This window comes from Streptomyces sp. NPDC006384 (assembly GCF_042870695.1).
In the GTDB taxonomy this organism is placed as follows: Bacteria; Actinomycetota; Actinomycetes; order Streptomycetales; family Streptomycetaceae; genus Streptomyces.
Map to the genome: position 1 here is coordinate 326,212 of NZ_JBIAHR010000006.1, position 17,605 is coordinate 343,816.

A 17,605-nucleotide genomic window follows, 5' to 3' on the forward strand; every position below is an offset into this window, starting at 1 on the left:
TGTTCCTCCCCCGGGAGCGGCAGTCCCCAAGGAGGGAACAGGGGTGGGCCGGCGGGGCGGAAAAGGCCTGCGGACGGACACCACCGCCCCCTCCCTCACGGCACCCGGGACGGATCCGCCGGAGAGTCCGCGGGCAGCAGATCGAGCGGCGCTCCGTCCCCGGTGCGCCGCCGTCGCCGGCTCCCAAGGCGCCCCAGACGTTCCAGGCACCCCGCGGAGGACACCCACGCCCGCACCGGCACTCCACCTCCGCCGGTCCCCCGGCCCAGCCACCACCGCCCCACCACCGCCACCGGAGCGGCCACCACCCCGACCCACACCACCGTCGCGCCCCCGGTCTGCCACCACACCGGTCCGAACCGGGCCAGCCCCGCGTTCCCGAGGGGCCCGCCCGCCAGCACGGACAGCAGCGCGACCAGGCATCCGCTCAACAGCGCGGCGAGCCACGCGGCGACGACGGTCCGGCCCACGGTCCACGGCACACCGGCCCCCTTCGGCCCCTCCCCCACCACGGCACCCCCGATCGTGGCGATCTCCACGGTGACGTCCCCCACCGCGGCGACCCTCGCCGTGAACCACCCCACCGCCGCACCCGCGGCCAGCGGCACCGCCCCGGCCGCCCAGTGCAGCGGCGTCCCCGGTCCCGCCTCCGGTACCGCCGCCAGCAGCGGGAACGGCGGCAGCAGCGGAGCCGGCGCGGCGTGCAGGGGCCCCACGACGTGTCCGGTGCCCAGCACGAACCCCGGCCCGAGGCCGTACGCCGCCGCCCACACGGCCGCGTTCGGCACCAGCGCCAGGCAGAGCAGCAGTACGGCGAACTGTCCCGGCCATCCCTCGGACAGCCGCAGGAAGGCGCCGCGGGCGGCGCCGCCGTGCCACACCAGTGAGACCGCGAGCAGCAGCGCCCCGCCCCCGACGAGCACCGCCACCCCGGCGCCCGCGGCACGCGTCGCGGCGCCCAGGCGCGCGTCCGGCTCCACGAGCAGCTCGCGCAGGCTCCGGGGCAGTCCGCGCAGTGCCCGCCCCACCGGCCCGCCCGGGCGGCCGAACGCCGTCCACACCCCGGCGCCCGCCGCCGACATGGCCACCAGGGGCAGGCACACCACGGTCCGGCCCCAGGAGGGCCGCAGCTCTCCGCCCGCCCCGTACAGCACGACGGGTACGGCGACGGCCAGGTAGCCGAGGACGACCCCCGCCCAGGCGAGGCGCGCGGAGACGGGCGGCGGCCCGTCGTCCCGTCCTTCCGGGCCGCCCACCCGCACACCGGCCCCCGCCCCCACGGTGATACCCGCGCCGTCCCCGGGGTCCGTCGCGTCCCGGGCCGCCCGGTGCAGCAGCCACACCGGCCCGGCGAGCAGCAGCAGCGGGGTGACGCCGACGGGCGCGGGGGTGCCGGAGAGCGTGTCGGTGCGGATCAGTTCGGCGCCGTGCGCCAGCACCCACAGGGACGCGGTGGTGCGCAGGGCGCCGCCGGGACCACTGTCGGGGTAGGGCGAGCTGACCCACACCACCGTCACCAGGACGGCGAGCGCGGCCAGTCCGAGAGCCGCCGCGAACGCGCCGCCCAGGAGACCGGCGGACATGCCGGGCGCCCGGTCGTGCCACAGGGTGCGGAGCAGGGGGAACGTGTCCCGTCGAAGGGTCGTCAGCGTCACGCCCGCCATGCTCCCAACGACACGCGCTTTCCCGTAGTAACGGGCGAAGCACCGCTGTGTCGCCCAATATATGTTTATGTACTTTTTCGTACGAAGGGGTGACCTGTGACGCGGACCCCCGCAACTCCGCTCCCTCCTCCCCCGGTGCGCCGACGCCTGCGCGAGGCCGCCGCGCTGACGCCGGATCAGCTCGCCGCGCGGATGGGTGTCACTCGCGAGGCGGTCCGCGCGTGGGAGAGCGGCCGTACGACTCCGCGCGGCCGGAAACGGGAGACGTACGCGAAACTGCTCGCCGCCCTGGCCGACGCACCGGCGACCGGGCGGCCCGCGACCGCACCGGAACCGCGGCCCGCACCGGGGGCTCCGCCGGGGCACGGGACCGAACCGACGGTGGATCAGCACGCGGCGCCCGCAGGGGAACCGACGCAGGAGTCGGAGCCCGAGCCGGCGCCGGAGCCCGAGCCGGAGTCGGAGTCGGAGCCCGGCCTGGGGCCGGACCGAGGGCCGGAGCCGGCGCCGGTGGTGGTCGTGGTCGCCGGGGCGGCCGCGGCTGTCGGGCCCGATCCCGGGTCCGGGTCCGGGTCCGGGTCCGGGGCCGGGGACGGGGCCGGGGACGGGGCCGGGGACGGGGCCGGGAACGGGCCTGGGGCCGGGGGCGTCGTTGCGCAGGCCGACGGCGGGCTCCCGCTCTCCGCGGAACCACCGGCCGCGCCCGGGCAGCCCCGGCACGGGAGCCCCGGCCCGAAGTCCCCCGAGCCGAAGCCCCCCGAACCGGCACCCGCGTTGACACCCGCTCAGGCCTACGACGCGCTCTACGAGTTCAGCGCCCCCGCCCTCGTACGCCAGACGTATCTGCTGACCGGGCGCCGGGAGCTGGCGCGCGAGTCGGTGGAGCGGGCCTTCCAGCTCGCCTGGGAACGCTGGCCCGAGGTGGCCCGTGACCGGGACCCGGTGGGCTGGGTGCGGGCGACGGCGTACGAATACGCCCTCTCCCCCTGGCACCGGTTCCGGCTGCGCCACCGGCATCCGGAACCGCCGCCCGCCGATCCCGGCGACCGCACCCTGCTGAACGCCTTCCTGAAACTCCCCCCACCGCGCCGCCGCACCCTCCTGCTGTACGACGGCGTCGGCCTCGGTCTGCCCGAGACGGCCGCGGAGACGGAGGCGAGCACCCCGGCCGCCGCCCACCGGCTGTTGCGGGCCCGCGAGGCCCTCGCCGAGCGGCTGCCCGAGCTGGCCGACCCTCAGGTCCTGCACCGCCGGCTGGCCGAGCTGGCGTCCGCCGAGAGGCTGCGCGCCTCCGGGCCGCCGGTCGTGCGGGCGGGGAGCGAACGCCGGGTCCGGTTCTGGACCCGGGCCGCGATCGCCTTCACGGCCGCCCTGGTCGGGAGCACCGCTCTGACGCTGCAGACGGCGCCCACGCGCTACGAGCCACCCGTGCCGCAGGGGGAGGCGGTACGCGGTGTGCCGCCGCGGACGGCGCAGGGACCGCTGTCGGACGAGGAGCTGGAGCTGCGCCGCAAGCTGCGCGACCAGCTGCAGGACGGGCCGGAACGGCTGGTGCCCGGCCTCGGATGACGGCGGGTGACGGTGGACGGCGACGGGGCCGCCGCCGTCCGGAACGCCGAGTGGGCCCGCCCCCTGCGCAGGGGGCGGGCCCACTCTCGTGGCGCGGCCGCTCGGACGGCGGGTCCGCCGGCCGCCGGGGCCGGGTCCGCCGGCCGCTGGGGCCGGGTCAGCCGGCGAGGATCGCCCGGGCGAGCTTGGCCGTCTCGGTCGGCGTCTTGCCGACCTTGACGCCGGCGGCCTCCAGGGCCTCCTTCTTGGCCTGGGCGGTGCCGGAGGAACCGGAGACGATGGCGCCGGCGTGGCCCATGGTCTTGCCCTCGGGCGCGGTGAAGCCCGCGACGTAGCCGACGACCGGCTTGGTCACGTTCTTCGAGATGTACTCCGCCGCACGCTCCTCGGCGTCGCCGCCGATCTCGCCGATCATGACGATCAGGTCGGTCTCGGGGTCGGCCTCGAACGCGGCGAGCGCGTCGATGTGCGTGGTGCCGATGATCGGGTCGCCACCGATGCCGACGGCGGTCGAGAAGCCGATGTCACGCAGCTCGTACATCATCTGGTACGTCAGCGTGCCGGACTTCGAGACCAGGCCGATGCGGCCCGGCTTGGTGATGTCGCCCGGGATGATGCCGACGTTGGACTGGCCCGGCGTGATGATGCCGGGGCAGTTCGGGCCGATGATGCGGGTCTTGTTGCCCTTCTTGCCGGCGTACGCCCAGAACGACGCCGAGTCGTGCACGGCGATGCCCTCGGTGATCACGACGGCCAGCGGGATCTCGGCGTCGATGGCCTCGACGACGGCGTCCTTGGTGAACTTCTCCGGCACGAAGATGACGGAGACGTTCGCGCCGGTCTTCTCGATGGCCTCCTTGACGGTGCCGAAGACCGGTACCTCGGTGCCGTCGAAGTCCACGGACTGACCCGCCTTGCGCGGGTTGACGCCGCCCACGACGTTGGTGCCGTCGCCGAGCATGAGCTTGGTGTGCTTCATGCCGGTGGCGCCGGTCATGCCCTGGACGATGACCTTGCTGTCCTTGTTGAGCCAGATAGCCATGGTGTGTTGGTGTCCTCGTCCTGAGTGCTTACTTGGCGGCGGCGTGAGCCAGCTCGGCGGCCTTGTCGGCGGCGCCGTCCATGGTGTCGACGCGCTGCACCAGCGGGTGGTTCGCGTCGGTGAGGATCTTGCGGCCCAGCTCGGCGTTGTTGCCGTCGAGGCGGACGACGAGCGGCTTGGTGACCTTCTCGCCGCGGTCCTCCAGGAGCTTCAGCGCCTGGACGATGCCGTTGGCGACCTCGTCGCAGGCGGTGATGCCGCCGAAGACGTTGACGAAGACGGACTTGACGTCCGGGTCGCCGAGGATGATCTCCAGGCCGTTCGCCATGACCTGGGCGGAGGCGCCGCCGCCGATGTCCAGGAAGTTGGCGGGCTTCACGTCGCCGTGCTTCTCACCGGCGTACGCGACGACGTCCAGGGTGCTCATGACGAGACCCGCGCCGTTGCCGATGATGCCGACCTCGCCGTCGAGCTTGACGTAGTTGAGGTTCTTCTCCTTGGCGGCGGCCTCGAGCGGGTTGGCCGCGGCCTTGTCGTGGAGGGCCTCGAAGTCGGGGTGACGGAACTCGGCGTTGTCGTCCAGCGACACCTTGCCGTCCAGGGCGATGACCTCGCCGGAGGCGACCTTGGCCAGCGGGTTGACCTCGACCAGGAGGGCGTCCTCCTTGATGAAGACGTCCCACAGCTTGACGAGGACGTCGGCCACCTTGTCGGCGACCTCGGCCGGGAACTTCGCGGCCTCGACGATCTCGCGCGCCTTCTCGGGCGTCACGCCGTCGATCGCGTCGATCGGGGTCTTGGCGACGGCCTCCGGACGGGTGGCGGCCACCTCCTCGATGTCCATGCCGCCCTCGACGGAGGCGATGGAGAGGAACGTGCGGTTGGCACGGTCGAGGAGGAAGGAGACGTAGTACTCCTCGACGATCTCCGGGGCGGTCTCGGCGATCATCACCTTGTGGACCGTGTGGCCCTTGATGTCCATGCCGAGGATGTCCGTCGCACGGGCGACGGCCTCGTCCGCGGAGGCGGCCAGCTTCACGCCACCGGCCTTGCCGCGGCCACCGACCTTCACCTGAGCCTTGACGACGGACTTGCCGCCCAGACGCTCCGTGATCTCGCGCGCCGCCTCAGGCGTGTCGATGACTTCACCGGCCAGCACCGGTACATCGTGCTTGGCGAAGAGGTCCCTCGCCTGGTACTCGAACAGGTCCACGCGCTTCCGTCCCTATCAGTGATCTCGCGGTTCGTTGGATGCGTGGGCGTGCCGCGAAGGGCAACGTGACGTCCGCTGTGTCACAAGGGGGGCGCACACGGTGACCGAGCGCGCGGCATGTCCGTCTCGCAGGTTATCGCCGCATGCGGGGGGTCTCTAAATCGTGGGTCACACCCGAGCGGTGATGCCTGTCACATGATGCCGTGCTCACTGGCACGGCGTGCCGGATGTGAGGGCCGGGACGGGAGCTCGCGGGCGCCGGGACGCCGTGCGGGGCGCGGCGGGTCCCGGGGTCAGCCGGCGTCCGGTACGGGCAGCGGCCGCTTCTCGAGCGCCGCCGCCATCACCTCCGGGAACAGGTCGGGCGTACAGGCGAAGGCCGGCGCGCCCAGTGCGGCGAGCGCCGCCGCGTGCTCCCGGTCGTACGCGGGCGCGCCCTCGTCGGACAGCGCCAGCAGGGTCACGAACTGCACCCCCGCCGCCTTCATCGCCGCGACCCGCTTGAGCATCTCGTCACGGATGCCTCCCTCGTACAGGTCGCTGATCAGCACGACCACCGTGTCGGAGGGCCGGGTGATCCGGGACTGGCAGTGGGCCAGCGCCCGGTTGATGTCCGTGCCGCCGCCCAGCCGGACGCCGAAGAGGACGTCCACCGGGTCGTCGAGCAGGTCGGTGAGGTCGGCGACCGCCGTGTCGAAGACGACCAGCCGGGTGTCGACCGACCGCAGGGACGCCAGCACCGCGCCGAACACCGAGGCGTGGACGACGGACGCCGCCATCGATCCCGACTGGTCGATGCAGAGGACGACCTCCTTCTTCACGGACCGCGAGGCCCGGCCGTGGCCGATGAGCCGCTCCGGCACGACGGTGCGGTGTTCGGGCAGGTAGTGCTTGAGGTTGGCCGCGATCGTGCGGTTCCAGTCGATGTCGTGGTGGCGGGGCCTGCTGACGCGGGCGCTGCGGTCGAGGGCCCCGGTGAGGGCGGCCCGGGTGCGGGAGGCGAGCCGCTGCTCGAGGTCCCGGACGACCTTGCGCACGACGGCACGGGCCGTCTCCTTCGTCGTCTCCGGCATCGCCTGGTGGAGGGAGAGCAGTGTGCCGACGAGGTGCACGTCGGCCTCCACCGCCTCGAGCATCTCCGGCTCCAGCAGGAGGGAGGCGAGGCCGAGCCGGTCGATGGCGTCCCGCTGCATGACCTGCACGACGGAGGACGGGAAGTAGGTCCGTATGTCCCCCAGCCAGCGGGCCACGGACGGCGCGGAGGCTCCGAGCCCCGCTGTACGGTCCCGGTGCCTGCCGGGCCTGTCCGCCTTCCCTTGGGGCTTCCCGTAGAGCGCGGTGAGCGCGCCGTCGATCGCGGCGTCCCGTCCGGACAGGGCGTGTCCGGTGCCGTCGGCCGGGTCGCCGCCGAGCACCAGCCGCCACCGTCGCAGCCGCTCCCGCGCGGCGTCCTCGTCCACCGGTCCGGTCGTCATGCGCGTACCTCCACGCGATCGTCGTCCGTGTCCCGGCCGAGCAGGAGCCGGACCACCGGCAGCACGGCGTCCGCGCGTCCGGTGTCGAGCCCGGCGGCGAAGCCGGGGGTGTGGGTACCGGTCCGCCCGGTGGCGTCCCGGCCCTCGGGGCCGCGCCGGACCAGCTCGCCGAGGGTGCGGCGCACTCCCGGCTCGTAGGCCGAGAAGGTGCGCCGCAGCAGCGGCAGGACGTCCGTGAACGCCTCCGCCGGCACTCCGGTCAGCCAGGCGTCGACCAGGGTGAGCAGCCGCTCGTCGTGGACGAGGAGCAGGCCGCCCCCCGAGCCGCCGACGAAGCCCTCGATCCAGGCCGCCGCGTCGGCCGGGGGTGTTCCCGGTGAGAGCACGAGTCCCATGAGCCGTGCCGCCTCGTCCGGCTCCAGCTGTCCGTCGTCCAGCAGGATCCGCACGGCTCGGCCGCGGACGACGCCGGGCATGGTGTCGCGCGCGGACAGTCTCCGCAGCACCGCCCGCCAGCGGGCACGCAGGCCGTCGTGGCCCGGTGCGGGGGCGTCGGCGAGCAGACCCACCGCCGTGTGCACGGCGTCGATGTGCCGTCGCATCTCCTCGGCGGCGTCGGCGTCCAGCGCGGCGCAGGCGGCGGGGAGGCCGACGAAGATCCGCTCGGCGAGCCCCGCGGCGACCTCGGCCAGCGCCCCGGTGCCGGTGCCGCGCACGTCGCCGTAGCGCAGTGAGCGGACCAGGGCGGGCAGGGCCTGGGCGAGATGGCCGACGTCGGTGTCGAGGGCCGCGCGGTCGGCGAGGATCCGCATCACCGTGGGGAGTGCGCCGGGCAGGTCCGCCGCCAGGCAGTGCTCGGCGAGCGCGGTGACGTCGGCGAGGCTCCGCGCGGTGACGGCGTCCGCCTCGGCCCTGGCGGTCGCGGCGGTGAGCACGGTCGTGCCCCAGATCCCGGCCTCGGCGACCCGCACGGACAGCTCCGGTTCCCATCCGATCCGCCAGGTCTCCCGGAAGGTGCCGGTGCTGCCCCGGGAGGGGGCGGGCTCGCCCCATCCGACGCCGAGCAGCCGCAGCCGGTGCAGCAGGGTGCTGCGTCCCGCGTCGGTGTCCTTGCGCAGGTCGAGCTCCAGCTCCCGCTCCCGTGCCTCCGGCTTGAGCCGCAGCCGCCGCTGGAGCCGCGTGAGGTCGCGCTGCAGGGGCACCGCGGGCGCGCCCGCCGGCACCTCGCCGAGCACGTCCCCGACGATCAGCCGGTCGTGCACCAGGGCGAGCGGCACGTCCGAGCCCTCGCACATCACGGCCCGTACGGCGTCGGTCGTCTCGCTCAGACCGGGCAGCGGACGGCCGCGCATCGCGGCCAGGGCCCCGGCCAGCCGCACCGCCTCGATGACGTGCGCGGAGGAGACGGTCCGGTCCTCCTCCCGCAGCAGGCCGGCCACCTTGGTCAGCCAGCGTTCGACGGGCCGGTCGGGGGCGCCGAACAGATGCCCGTACCAGCCGGGCGAGTCGATGCCGGCCCCGTACCCACTGGCGCGGGACAACCTGCGATGGGTCCAGGGCACCCATGTCATGTCCACCTTGACCTTGGGCAGTCCCTTCAGCAGGGCCCGGTCGGCGGCGACGGTGGTCCTGCGGCGCAGCGCGGGCACGTGCCAGGCCCCGCACACCACGGCGACGCCGGCGGCGGTCCCGCGCTGCGCGGCCCGCACCTGGAGCCGCATGCAGGCCTCCCGGACCGCGTCCCGGTCGTCCCGGTCGTCTCCGCCGTCCTCCCGTGTCTCCTGTGTCTTCTGCGTCTCCCGCAGCGCTTCCATCGCCTCCTCCAGGGCGGTGAACGGCGCGAGCGCGTCCCCCCGTCCGGGGCCCCGGTGCTCGACGACGTCCTCCCACCAGCGCTCCGGATCGTCGTGTCCGGCGGCTTCCGCGAGCGCGGCGAGCGGATCGACGCGTACGCCCCCGGGCCCCGGCACCTCCTCCCCCGAGGGCGGCCCCGGTGCCGGGACCGCCTCGCCGTCGGTGGTCTCCCAGGCCAGCGTGTGTGCGGCCGGGAGGTCGATGAAGCGGGCCGGTACGCCGTGTTCCAGGGCCCAGCGGAGCGCCACCCACTCCGGGGAGAACTCGGCCAGCGGCCAGAACGCCGAGCGGCCCGGTTCGTCCACGGCGTGGGCGAGGAGCGCGACCGGCGGCCGCATGTCCTCGTCCGCCGCCAGCGGGATCAGGGCGTCGGCCTCGGGCGGCCCCTCGATGAGCACGACACCCGGGCGGGCCGCATCCAGCGCGGCCCGTACCGCCCGTGCCGATCCCGGCCCGTGGTGGCGCACGCCGAGCAGCAGCGGTCCATCCCCCGGCAGCCCGCCCCGGGACGGCGGCCCGTCACTTCCCGTCACACCGTCCTCCTCGCCTCCGGGACCAGGTCGAGTCCCCGTCGTCCCCCCTCGGGCCGGCCGCCGCGAAGGCCGCCCGTGTCCGCGTCCGCACGGTGCTCACGCGCTCACCTCCCGGCAGGCGCGGTAGAAGTCCGCCCAGCCGTCGCGCTCGCGGACGACGGTCTCCAGGTACTCCTGCCAGACGACGCGGTCGGTGGCCGGGTCGCGGACGACGGCTCCGAGGACGCCCGCGGCGACGTCCTCGGAGCGCAGCACCCCGTCGCCGAAGTGGGCGGCCAGTGCGAGGCCGCCCGTGACGACGGAGATGGCCTCGGCCGTCGACAGGGTGCCGCTGGGCGATTTGAGCTTCGTGCGCCCGTCGGCCGTCACTCCGTCGCGCAGCTCGCGGAAGACGGTGACGACCCGGCGGATCTCGTCGGCGCCGTCGGGCACGGTGGGCAGGTCGAGGGAGCGGCCGATCTGGCCGACCCGACGGGTGACGATGTCGACCTCGGCCTCGGTGCTGGCCGGCAGCGGCAGCACGACCGTGTTGAAACGCCGGCGCAGCGCGCTGGACAGGTCGTTGACCCCCCGGTCGCGGTCGTTGGCGGTGGCGATCAGATTGAAACCGGGGACCGCCTGCACCTCCTGGCCCAGCTCCGGTATCGGCAGGGTCTTCTCCGACAGGAGGGTGATGAGCGTGTCCTGCACGTCGGCCGGGATACGGGTCAGCTCCTCCACCCGCGCGGTCCTCCCCTCGGCCATGGCCCGCATGACCGGACCGGGCACGAGGGCGTCCCGGCTGGGGCCGTGGGCGAGAAGGCGGGCGTAGTTCCAGCCGTAGCGGATCGCCTCTTCCGGGGTCCCGGCCGTGCCCTGCACCAGCAGGGTCGAGTCACCGCTGACGGCGGCGGCGAGGTGCTCGGACACCCAGGTCTTCGCCGTCCCGGGCACGCCGAGCAGGAGGAGGGCGCGGTCGGTGGCGAGGGTGGCGACGGCGACCTCGACGATGCGGCGGGGCCCGACGTACTTCGGGGTGATCACCGTGCCGTCGGGCAGGGTGCCGCCGAGCAGATACGTGGCGACGGCCCACGGCGACAGCTTCCAGCGGGCCGGACGCGGGCGGTCGTCCTGCGCGGCCAGTGCGGCGAGTTCGGACGCGAAGGCCTGCTCGGCGTGCGGCCGCAGCACGTCCGCCGTGGGCGCGGGTCCGTGCCGGGTGGGTTCTGCGGACGTCGGTTCTGCGGACACAGGCATGGCGGAGTCCCCCTCCAGCTCGGCCGGTTTCGGTCTGGCACCAACCGTGCACCACGGCACTGACAATCGCTCTGACCTGCACAATCGCTTCCGCAAGACGGATTGTCAGTGGCAGGACCTACCTTCGACGACATGACTCAGCAGGGGGTGCGCCGGACCGCGGACCAGGTGCCGGCACCGGCATCTGACGCGGCGTCGCGTGAAACGGGGAGCGGACTCGGCGCGGGCCCGGGCGCGCGAGGCGGGAGGGGGAACGAGGGGGAGAGCGCGGACGCAAGCGCGAGAGACGGCGCCCGGCCGGGGGCCGGGACCGGGGACCCGGAGGCGGCGCGGCGCCGGGCCGAGCGCCGGGCCGAGCGGATCACCGCGGGCGCCCTGGAGCTGGAGCAGCGCCTGACGGACCTGCTGCGCGACGGCCTGGCCGGTGCGGAGCAGGCGGGGTACGGGCTGTGGGAGGAGGCCGCGGCCCGCATGGTCGACGCGCAGGCACCGGGACTGGCCGCGCGGGCGCGGGAGTTGGGGGCGGTGCCCTCGTCGGGTCCCGGCTGGCCCGTGCGCCTGCTGGAGGAGTGTGCCCTGCTCCATCTCCTGGTGCGGGGCTGGCTGCACCGCGAGCGGCTGCCGGACGCCCTGGCGGCGACGGTCCGTTCACGCGTCGGTCTGCCGGCGTCGGCGGACGGGCCGCCGCTGCGGGACCGGTGGCTGGTCCTCGCCCGGTACGACACGGCGGACGCGCGGCTGACGACCCGCCGCGTCTGGCTGCACGGTACGGATTCGGGCCGCACCGCCCTGCTCCTCTCCTACGGGGCCGGCGGCCAGGCCCCCGAGCCGGCGCCGCCGGTGGGTCTGGCGCTGGAGGCGGAGGTCTTCGCCTATCCGGGTGCGGGGCAGCACCGCGTCGCCCTGGGCGAGCGGTTCGAGCCGCCCGCCCCGGCGGACGTCCGCCCTCCGGGGGTGACGACGACCCGTGCGGCCGTCCGTTACGGCGAAGCCCTCCGTGAGGACCCCTGGCTGGACTCTGTCCCCGTCACCCTGGAGCGGGTGGTGCCCGTGCCGGACGGCGACTCCTGGCAACTGGCCGACGCCGACGAGGACGCGGCTCTGCCGATCGCCCCGGCGGCCCACGGCCGGCCGGGTCTGTGGCGCCTGGTCGCCCTGGCGGGCGGCACACCGGTCAAGGTCTTCGGCGAGTTCGGCCACCGCGGCTTCACCCCGCTGACGGCATGGCCGGGCGGGCCGGGACCGGCGGTGCCGCTGTGCTGACCGCCCCGACGGAAGGAGACCGCATGACCGGGACGCACGCCGCCGCGGACACGTCCACGCCGGGCGTCCGGGAGGAGCTCGTCGCCTCGGCGCTGCTCGGCACGGACCGGCGCACTCCCCCGGGCTGCCCGTCCGGCCGGGAGGCACCGGCCGCGCTGCTGGACGCCGCGGCCGTGGAAACCGTCCGCAGACGCGCCGGGCTGTCCCCGGCCCCGGCGGCCCGGCGGCCGGAGCCGGCCCCCGCCGACGACCGCCCGCCGCTGCCGGCCGCCGCCGCCCGCCGGCTCATGATGCTCCTCACCGACCGTCCCGGCACGGCCGACGGCGGACGCAGGGGTACGGCGCCCGATCTGCGGGAGTTGCTGCCCCAGTGGCTGGCGACGGCCAACGCCCGCGGTTTCGCGCCGCCGCCCGAGGCGCTCCCGGCGCTGCTGGACGCGGCCCGGGGGCGTACGGACCTGCGGCCCGCCGTGCTGGCCTTCGCGGGGCCGCGCGCCCTGTGGCTCGCCCGGCTGAACCCGGACTGGCGGTTCGCCCTGCGCGCCACGCCGGGCGGCGGCACCGCGCTGCCCGGCCCCGGGGCCACGGAGCGGGTGCGGCGGCTGTGGCAGGAGGGTCTGTTCGCCGAGCGCGTCGCCCTGCTGGTGTCCCTGCGCGCCCGCGACCCGGCCGCCGGCCGTGCCCTGCTCGCCTCCACCTGGGCCATGGAACGGGCCGAGGACCGGCTGATGTTCCTCGACTCCCTGCGCACGGGGCTGGAGCCGGCGGACGAGCCGTTCCTGGAGCAGGCGCTGGCCGACCGCAGCCGCAACGTACGGGCGACGGCGGCGGAGCTGTTGTCGGCGCTGCCGGATTCCGCGCTGGCCGCGCGGATGGCGGCGCGGGCCCTGACCTGCGTGTCCCTGGACCGGGCCCAGAGCCCGCCGGTGATCGCGGTGGAGGCGCCGCACGAGTGCGACGCGGACATGGAGCGGGACGGGATCGTGCCCGACCCGCCGACGGGCCGGGGGGAACGGTCGTGGTGGTTCGGTCAGTTGGTGGAGGCCGCGCCGCTGGGGGCTTGGCCGGCCCGGCTGGGCGGGCGCGCACCGCAGGAGATCGTCGCACTGCCGGTGGCGGACGACTGGCGGGACGAACTGCACGCGGCCTGGTGCCGGGCGGCGGTACGGCAGCGGGACGCCGCATGGGCGCGGGCCCTGCTGGGGGCGCCCACGGCTCCCGAGGCGGGTGGCCCCGGAGCGGTGTCGCTGGCCGAGCGGGCCAAGCTGCTCGGCACGCTCGGCACCGGCGAACGGGCCGAGTGGGTGGCGGGGTTCATCGCGACGCACGGCCTGTCCGAGGCGTTCCAGCTGCTCGGCATGTGCGCGGTGCCATGGGCCCCGGCGCTCGGACGCGCCGTGGTCGACGCGCTCGACATCGCGCGGGACGCCGGGAGCTACCCGTGGAGCTTCAGCGGTGTCATGGGGCTGGCCGAACGCTGCCTCGACCCCTCCGAGGCGGACCGTCTGGACGGTCTGCTGGCGATACCGGAGGAGTCCGAGGACGCGTCACCAGGGGCCGGCGGGTACTGGGCGGAAGCGTTCCAGCGGCTGGTCACGACACTGCGGCTGCGCGCGGCGATGACGGAGGAGCTGGGGGCGGCCCCGGACGGCACATCCTCTGAGCCCACGACAGTGAGCCGGACCGACAGTGAGCCGGGCCGGCGGCGAGCCGGACCGGCGGTGAGTTGAGAGGCGGACCGGGAGATGAGCCGAAGGGTGCCGAAGGGTGAGGCTCAGGGGTGAGCCCGGGAAGCCGGGAGGTGAGCCGCGGACGCCGACGGTGAAGCCGGAAGGCCGCGGCCACCACCCGCCGCGCCCGGGCGGGGCCGCTACGCCCCCGCCGGTTCGCGCACGTTCGCGCGCACCCAGTCCACGATCGACGCCGTCGTGGCGCCCGGTGTGAAGATCTCGGCGACGCCCTTCTCCTTCAGCGGGGCGATGTCCGCCTCCGGGATGATCCCGCCGCCGAAGACCAGGATGTCCGCCGCGTCCCGCTCTTTGAGCAGGTCGATCACGGCGGCGAAGAGCGTGTTGTGCGCACCGGAGAGGATGGACAGCCCGATCGCGTCGGCGTCCTCCTGGATCGCGGTGTCCACGATCTGCTCGGGTGTCTGGTGGAGCCCGGTGTAGATGACCTCCATACCGGCGTCGCGCAGGGCCCGCGCGATCACCTTGGCCCCGCGATCGTGGCCGTCGAGCCCCGGCTTGGCCACCACCACGCGGATCGGACCGGCTGCCACACCCATCACTGCCTCCATGAAGCGACTACATCCATCCGTACCGACAAGTACCGCACACATCGCCCACGCCCGTACACAGGAACGCGGCGCACCGGGACGCGCTTCCGCTCCCGGCGCCCGGCATCGGTCCCCCGGCGCCCGGAGCGCACCGCGCCGCGGTACGGACCCCCGCACCACACCGTCCGGGGAAGTGAACGAACGTTATCGCCAGCATCCCGCAACCGGCAGTTTCGCGGTGGATACAGAGGGGGAAATCACACGGTGGGACATGTTCGCCGCGCACCGTCACCGGGACCGCGGCGGGAACACGCGCACGGAGAACCGCAGCGAGGGCGGGCAGGGCAGCCGCAGGCCTCGTAGCCGTATGCAACGGCGTCACAGGGCACAGGACCACCGACCTGGCGCACATGTCTGCGCACACCTCGTACACACCACCCGTCCCTGGTGTCACGGCTCTCCATGAGGGCACACGGGGAACAGAGGCGTCTCTCCGCGTGCCGACAGGAGGTCGGCCCATGAAGGTCACGACGGCAGCACTGCCCCTTCTCCCGCTCTGTCAGCGTCTCCTGCCCACGCTCCCGGCCCTCCCGGGAATCCCGGCCCTCCCAGGCCTGTCGGGCCTTCCCGGCAAGGTGACGGGACTTTCCCTGACCCTCCTGAAGGCGACCGCCCTGGAGGCGGCGATCCTCGCCGGGCATCTCCTCCTCTACCCCTACGGGATCGCCCAGGAGCGCCGGCCCGCTCCCGGGCCGTCCCGGTCCGGGAGCCCGGATCCCGGGTCCACCGCGTCCACCGCCCGGCTTCCGGCCCCCGCCCGGCCCCCGGTCGTCCTCCTGCACGGCTTCATCGACAACCGCTCGGTCTTCCTCCTCCTGCGCCGCAGCCTGGCCCAGCACGGCAGACAGCAGGTCGAGTCGCTCAACTACTCACCGCTGACCTGCGACATCCGATGCGCCGCCGAGCTGCTCGGCCGCCACATCGAGGAGATCTGCGCCCGCACGGGAAGCGACCGTGTGGACGTCGTCGGGCACAGCCTGGGCGGGCTGATCGCCCGGTACTACGTGCAGCGGCTCGGTGGTGATCTGCGGGTGCGGACACTCGTCACGCTCGGCACCCCGCACGCGGGCACCCGGGTGGTGCCGCTGGCGAACGCGCACCCGATCGTGCGCCAGATGCGTCCCGGTTCCGCCGTGCTGGAGGAGCTGACCCTGCCGGCGCCCGGCTGCCGCACACAGTTCGTCAGCTTCTGGAGCGACCTGGACCGCGTGATGGACCCGCTGGAGACGGCCTGCCTGGACCATCCCGACCTGGTGGTGCGGAACATCCGGGTGACCGGGATCGGCCATCTCGCCCTGCCCGTGCACCCCGCCGTGGCCAACGGCATCCGGCAGGCGCTCGACACGCCCGGCCCGGAAGCGGATACGGCGGCCGGTGACACCTCCGGTGGACTGACCGTCGCCTGAGACCACGACAACCGGCCCGGCCACCGGTCCGGCCACCGGTCCGGCCACCGGCCCGGCGGGCGGGCCGGTGGCCGGCCGATCGGCGGGCGGAGCGGCCGCGAAGAGCGGAGATCAGGGCGGCAACCACCCCGGACACCGGCTCGGCCCTCGCCCCGGCCATCGCCCCGCCCACCGGCTCGATACCCCCGGCCGAAATCGAACAAGTGCCGAACACAAAGCCAAGCCCGCGCCCGCCGTCCCCCAAAACTCCGCCGATTGCCCGTTTCCTGCGCGAGCGAAACCTGCGGAAGATTGTCGCGCCCGCATACCGCCGGGTACAGTCGCCGCACTGCTCTGGCAGCCCTGTTGTCGAGGCGAAAGAGAAGTTGGTGAACGACCGTCACCCGTCGGGGGGCACGACCACTCCGGCATCGGCTTCCGACGCCGACCCGGCGCACTACGCGTCGTACGGCACCGGTGAAGCCCTGTACGGCGATCTCACCACGTACGACGGTTACGACCCCACCGGTTTCGCCACCGGGTACCACTCCACGACGGCCTTCGCCACGGACCCGCTCTTCGGCTGTCTCCAGGACCGCCCCGCCGACGGTCACGGCACCGCGGGCACGACGGGCACCTATGACACCGCCCCGTGGGCCTCCGGCGGTCACCCGGCACCGCACCACGACGTGTACGCGGCCCGGCACCATGCCGCCTACGACACCGGTGCCTATGACACGACCACCTGGACGGCCGGTCATCAGCAGCCCGTCGTGCCGTCGCAGGCCACGAGCGTGGAGGCGACGGAGCAGTGGGACACGGGCGTCTGGGACCGGGCGGACCGGTCCGGCGAGCCCGCCGACCCGACCCAGCAGTGGGAGTGGGGCACCCAGACCTTCGCGACCGAGACGTTCGGGACGTTCGACACCGGGGCCCTGGGCGCACCGGGCATCAACACGTTCGGCACCGGCACGCTGGACACCGGTGCCTACGACGCCACGCAGTGGAACTCGGACGGCACCGTCCCGGCCACCGCACAGGACTCCGCACCGGACACCGCCACCACCGCGGCCGTCGCCGAGGAACCCGCCCCGTACGAGGACGGTCCGCCCGCCACCGGTGAACTGCCCACCGTCACCGTCCTCCTCGAGGGGCAGGAAGAGGCCGTCCCCGTTCCGGCCCCCCGGGCCCCCGCGGCCCGCGGCGGGACGCGTTCGCGGCGCCGTCAGCCCGCCAAGCGCTCGGCGCTGCTGACCATCGCCGTCCCTTCGGCCTGCGTGATGAGCGTCGCCGGCATCGCCGCGGCCTCCGTCGGCGGTCTGAGCGGCGAGGACGGCAAGAACAGCACCGCGTCGGCGGCGGACGCGGCCGACGCGGACGCCGCTCCGGTGCAGCCTTCCACCGCCAACAACAAGCTGGACACCCAGCTCGCGAGCCTCTCCGCCGGAGCGGACGACTTCGCCGACCGGGCCAGCCGGACGCAGGAGCGCATCGACCTCAAGGCCGAGCAGGCCCTGGAGAAGAGGAGGGCGGCGGAGGAGGCGGCGCGCAAGGAGCGGCTGCGCCCCAAGTTCGCGCTCCCGGTCGCCCAGCACGGGCTCAGCGCCCTCTATGGCCAGGCCGGTATCAACTGGATGTCCGTGCACACCGGCATCGACTTCCCCGTGGCGTACGGCACGACGATCGTGGCCGCGACCGACGGCACGGTCCGTACGCAGTACAACTCCGCGTACGGAAACATGATGATCGTGACCGCGAAGGACGGCACGGAGACGTGGTACTGCCACCTCTCCAGTTACCGGGTTCCCTCCGGTACGAAGGTCAAGGCCGGGGATCCGATCGCCTTCTCCGGCAACTCCGGCAACTCCACCGGCCCGCACCTGCACTTCGAGGTACGTCCCTCCGGCGGCTCGGCGATCGACCCGCTCTCGTGGCTGCGCAGCCACGGCCTCGACCCGCAGTGACGGAGCAACGCCCCGTCAGCTCGCCGTGAGCCCCGTCGGCCGACGGGGCTCACCTTCGCCGAGTGACCT

12 protein-coding genes and 1 pseudogene are annotated in these 17,605 nt (G+C 74.4%); 6 read left to right on the forward strand and 7 right to left on the reverse strand.

Annotation, left to right across the window (positions count from 1 at the left end; genetic code table 11):
• Window positions 1-95 precede the first annotated feature (95 nt).
• Complete coding sequence (locus tag ACFYOJ_RS10745; protein ID WP_356556959.1) at window positions 96-1,664, reverse strand: DUF6350 family protein; 1,569 nt, start codon at window positions 1,662-1,664, stop codon at window positions 96-98.
• A gap of 135 nt (window positions 1,665-1,799) precedes the next feature.
• Between ACFYOJ_RS10745 and ACFYOJ_RS10750 the strand changes: the two are divergent.
• Both ACFYOJ_RS10750 and ACFYOJ_RS10755 read left to right on the forward strand, forming a co-directional pair.
• Window positions 1,800-1,940, forward strand: a pseudogene (locus ACFYOJ_RS10750) (multiprotein-bridging factor 1 family protein); the annotation flags it as partial.
• A gap of 498 nt (window positions 1,941-2,438) precedes the next feature.
• On the forward strand, window positions 2,439-3,233 hold the full coding sequence (locus ACFYOJ_RS10755; RefSeq protein WP_388596598.1) for a sigma factor-like helix-turn-helix DNA-binding protein: 795 nt from the start codon (window positions 2,439-2,441) through the stop codon (window positions 3,231-3,233).
• Window positions 3,234-3,390: 157 nt separating this feature from the next.
• Here ACFYOJ_RS10755 and sucD read toward each other — a convergent pair whose 3' ends face one another.
• From sucD to ACFYOJ_RS10780, 5 genes are all read right to left on the reverse strand, one after another.
• A complete protein-coding gene (gene sucD, locus ACFYOJ_RS10760) occupies window positions 3,391-4,275 on the reverse strand; it encodes a succinate--CoA ligase subunit alpha (RefSeq protein WP_356558552.1) in 885 nt (294 codons plus the stop codon).
• Window positions 4,276-4,303: 28 nt separating this feature from the next.
• Window positions 4,304-5,488, reverse strand: a complete 1,185-nt coding sequence (sucC, locus tag ACFYOJ_RS10765; RefSeq protein WP_356558551.1) for an ADP-forming succinate--CoA ligase subunit beta — start codon at window positions 5,486-5,488, stop codon at window positions 4,304-4,306.
• 293 nt (window positions 5,489-5,781) lie between these two features.
• On the reverse strand, window positions 5,782-6,963 hold the full coding sequence (locus ACFYOJ_RS10770; RefSeq protein WP_356558550.1) for a VWA domain-containing protein: 1,182 nt from the start codon (window positions 6,961-6,963) through the stop codon (window positions 5,782-5,784).
• A complete protein-coding gene (locus ACFYOJ_RS10775; protein WP_356558549.1) occupies window positions 6,960-9,350 on the reverse strand; it encodes a DUF5682 family protein in 2,391 nt (796 codons plus the stop codon). The genes ACFYOJ_RS10770 and ACFYOJ_RS10775 overlap by 4 nt, the downstream gene beginning before the upstream one ends.
• A 96-nt stretch (window positions 9,351-9,446) precedes the next feature.
• Window positions 9,447-10,586: an AAA family ATPase gene (locus ACFYOJ_RS10780; RefSeq protein WP_356558548.1), complete on the reverse strand. Its 1,140-nt coding sequence runs from the start codon at window positions 10,584-10,586 to the stop codon at window positions 9,447-9,449.
• Window positions 10,587-10,718: 132 nt separating this feature from the next.
• Between ACFYOJ_RS10780 and ACFYOJ_RS10785 the strand changes: the two genes are divergently transcribed.
• Both ACFYOJ_RS10785 and ACFYOJ_RS10790 read left to right on the forward strand, forming a co-directional pair.
• Window positions 10,719-11,849 (forward strand): hypothetical protein, encoded by a 1,131-nt coding sequence (locus ACFYOJ_RS10785; protein ID WP_356558547.1) that lies wholly within the window; start codon window positions 10,719-10,721, stop codon window positions 11,847-11,849.
• 23 nt (window positions 11,850-11,872) lie between these two features.
• Window positions 11,873-13,579, forward strand: coding sequence for a DUF5691 domain-containing protein (locus ACFYOJ_RS10790; RefSeq protein WP_356558546.1), 1,707 nt, complete (start codon window positions 11,873-11,875; stop codon window positions 13,577-13,579).
• 140 nt (window positions 13,580-13,719) lie between these two features.
• On the opposite strand, the gene ACFYOJ_RS10795 is transcribed toward ACFYOJ_RS10790, so the two are convergent.
• On the reverse strand, window positions 13,720-14,136 hold the full coding sequence (locus ACFYOJ_RS10795; protein WP_356558545.1) for a cobalamin B12-binding domain-containing protein: 417 nt from the start codon (window positions 14,134-14,136) through the stop codon (window positions 13,720-13,722).
• 509 nt (window positions 14,137-14,645) lie between these two features.
• On the opposite strand from ACFYOJ_RS10795, the gene ACFYOJ_RS10800 reads away from it, so the two are divergent.
• Window positions 14,646-15,593, forward strand: a complete 948-nt coding sequence (locus ACFYOJ_RS10800; protein ID WP_356558544.1) for an alpha/beta fold hydrolase — start codon at window positions 14,646-14,648, stop codon at window positions 15,591-15,593.
• Between the two features lie 368 nt (window positions 15,594-15,961).
• Window positions 15,962-17,536, forward strand: coding sequence for a M23 family metallopeptidase (locus ACFYOJ_RS10805; RefSeq protein ID WP_356558543.1), 1,575 nt, complete (start codon window positions 15,962-15,964; stop codon window positions 17,534-17,536).
• The last annotated feature ends 69 nt before the right edge of the window (window positions 17,537-17,605 follow it).

Coding starts and splice junctions, on each gene's coding strand:
- ACFYOJ_RS10745 (WP_356556959.1), bottom strand. CDS start 1,664: ATGGCGGGCGTGACGCTGACGACCCTTCGACGGGACACGTTCCCCCTG.
- sucD (WP_356558552.1), bottom strand. CDS start 4,275: ATGGCTATCTGGCTCAACAAGGACAGCAAGGTCATCGTCCAGGGCATG.
- ACFYOJ_RS10800 (WP_356558544.1), top strand. CDS start 14,646: ATGAAGGTCACGACGGCAGCACTGCCCCTTCTCCCGCTCTGTCAGCGT.
- ACFYOJ_RS10790 (WP_356558546.1), top strand. CDS start 11,873: ATGACCGGGACGCACGCCGCCGCGGACACGTCCACGCCGGGCGTCCGG.
- ACFYOJ_RS10795 (WP_356558545.1), bottom strand. CDS start 14,136: ATGGGTGTGGCAGCCGGTCCGATCCGCGTGGTGGTGGCCAAGCCGGGG.
- ACFYOJ_RS10770 (WP_356558550.1), bottom strand. CDS start 6,963: ATGACGACCGGACCGGTGGACGAGGACGCCGCGCGGGAGCGGCTGCGA.
- ACFYOJ_RS10780 (WP_356558548.1), bottom strand. CDS start 10,586: ATGCCTGTGTCCGCAGAACCGACGTCCGCAGAACCCACCCGGCACGGA.
- ACFYOJ_RS10785 (WP_356558547.1), top strand. CDS start 10,719: ATGACTCAGCAGGGGGTGCGCCGGACCGCGGACCAGGTGCCGGCACCG.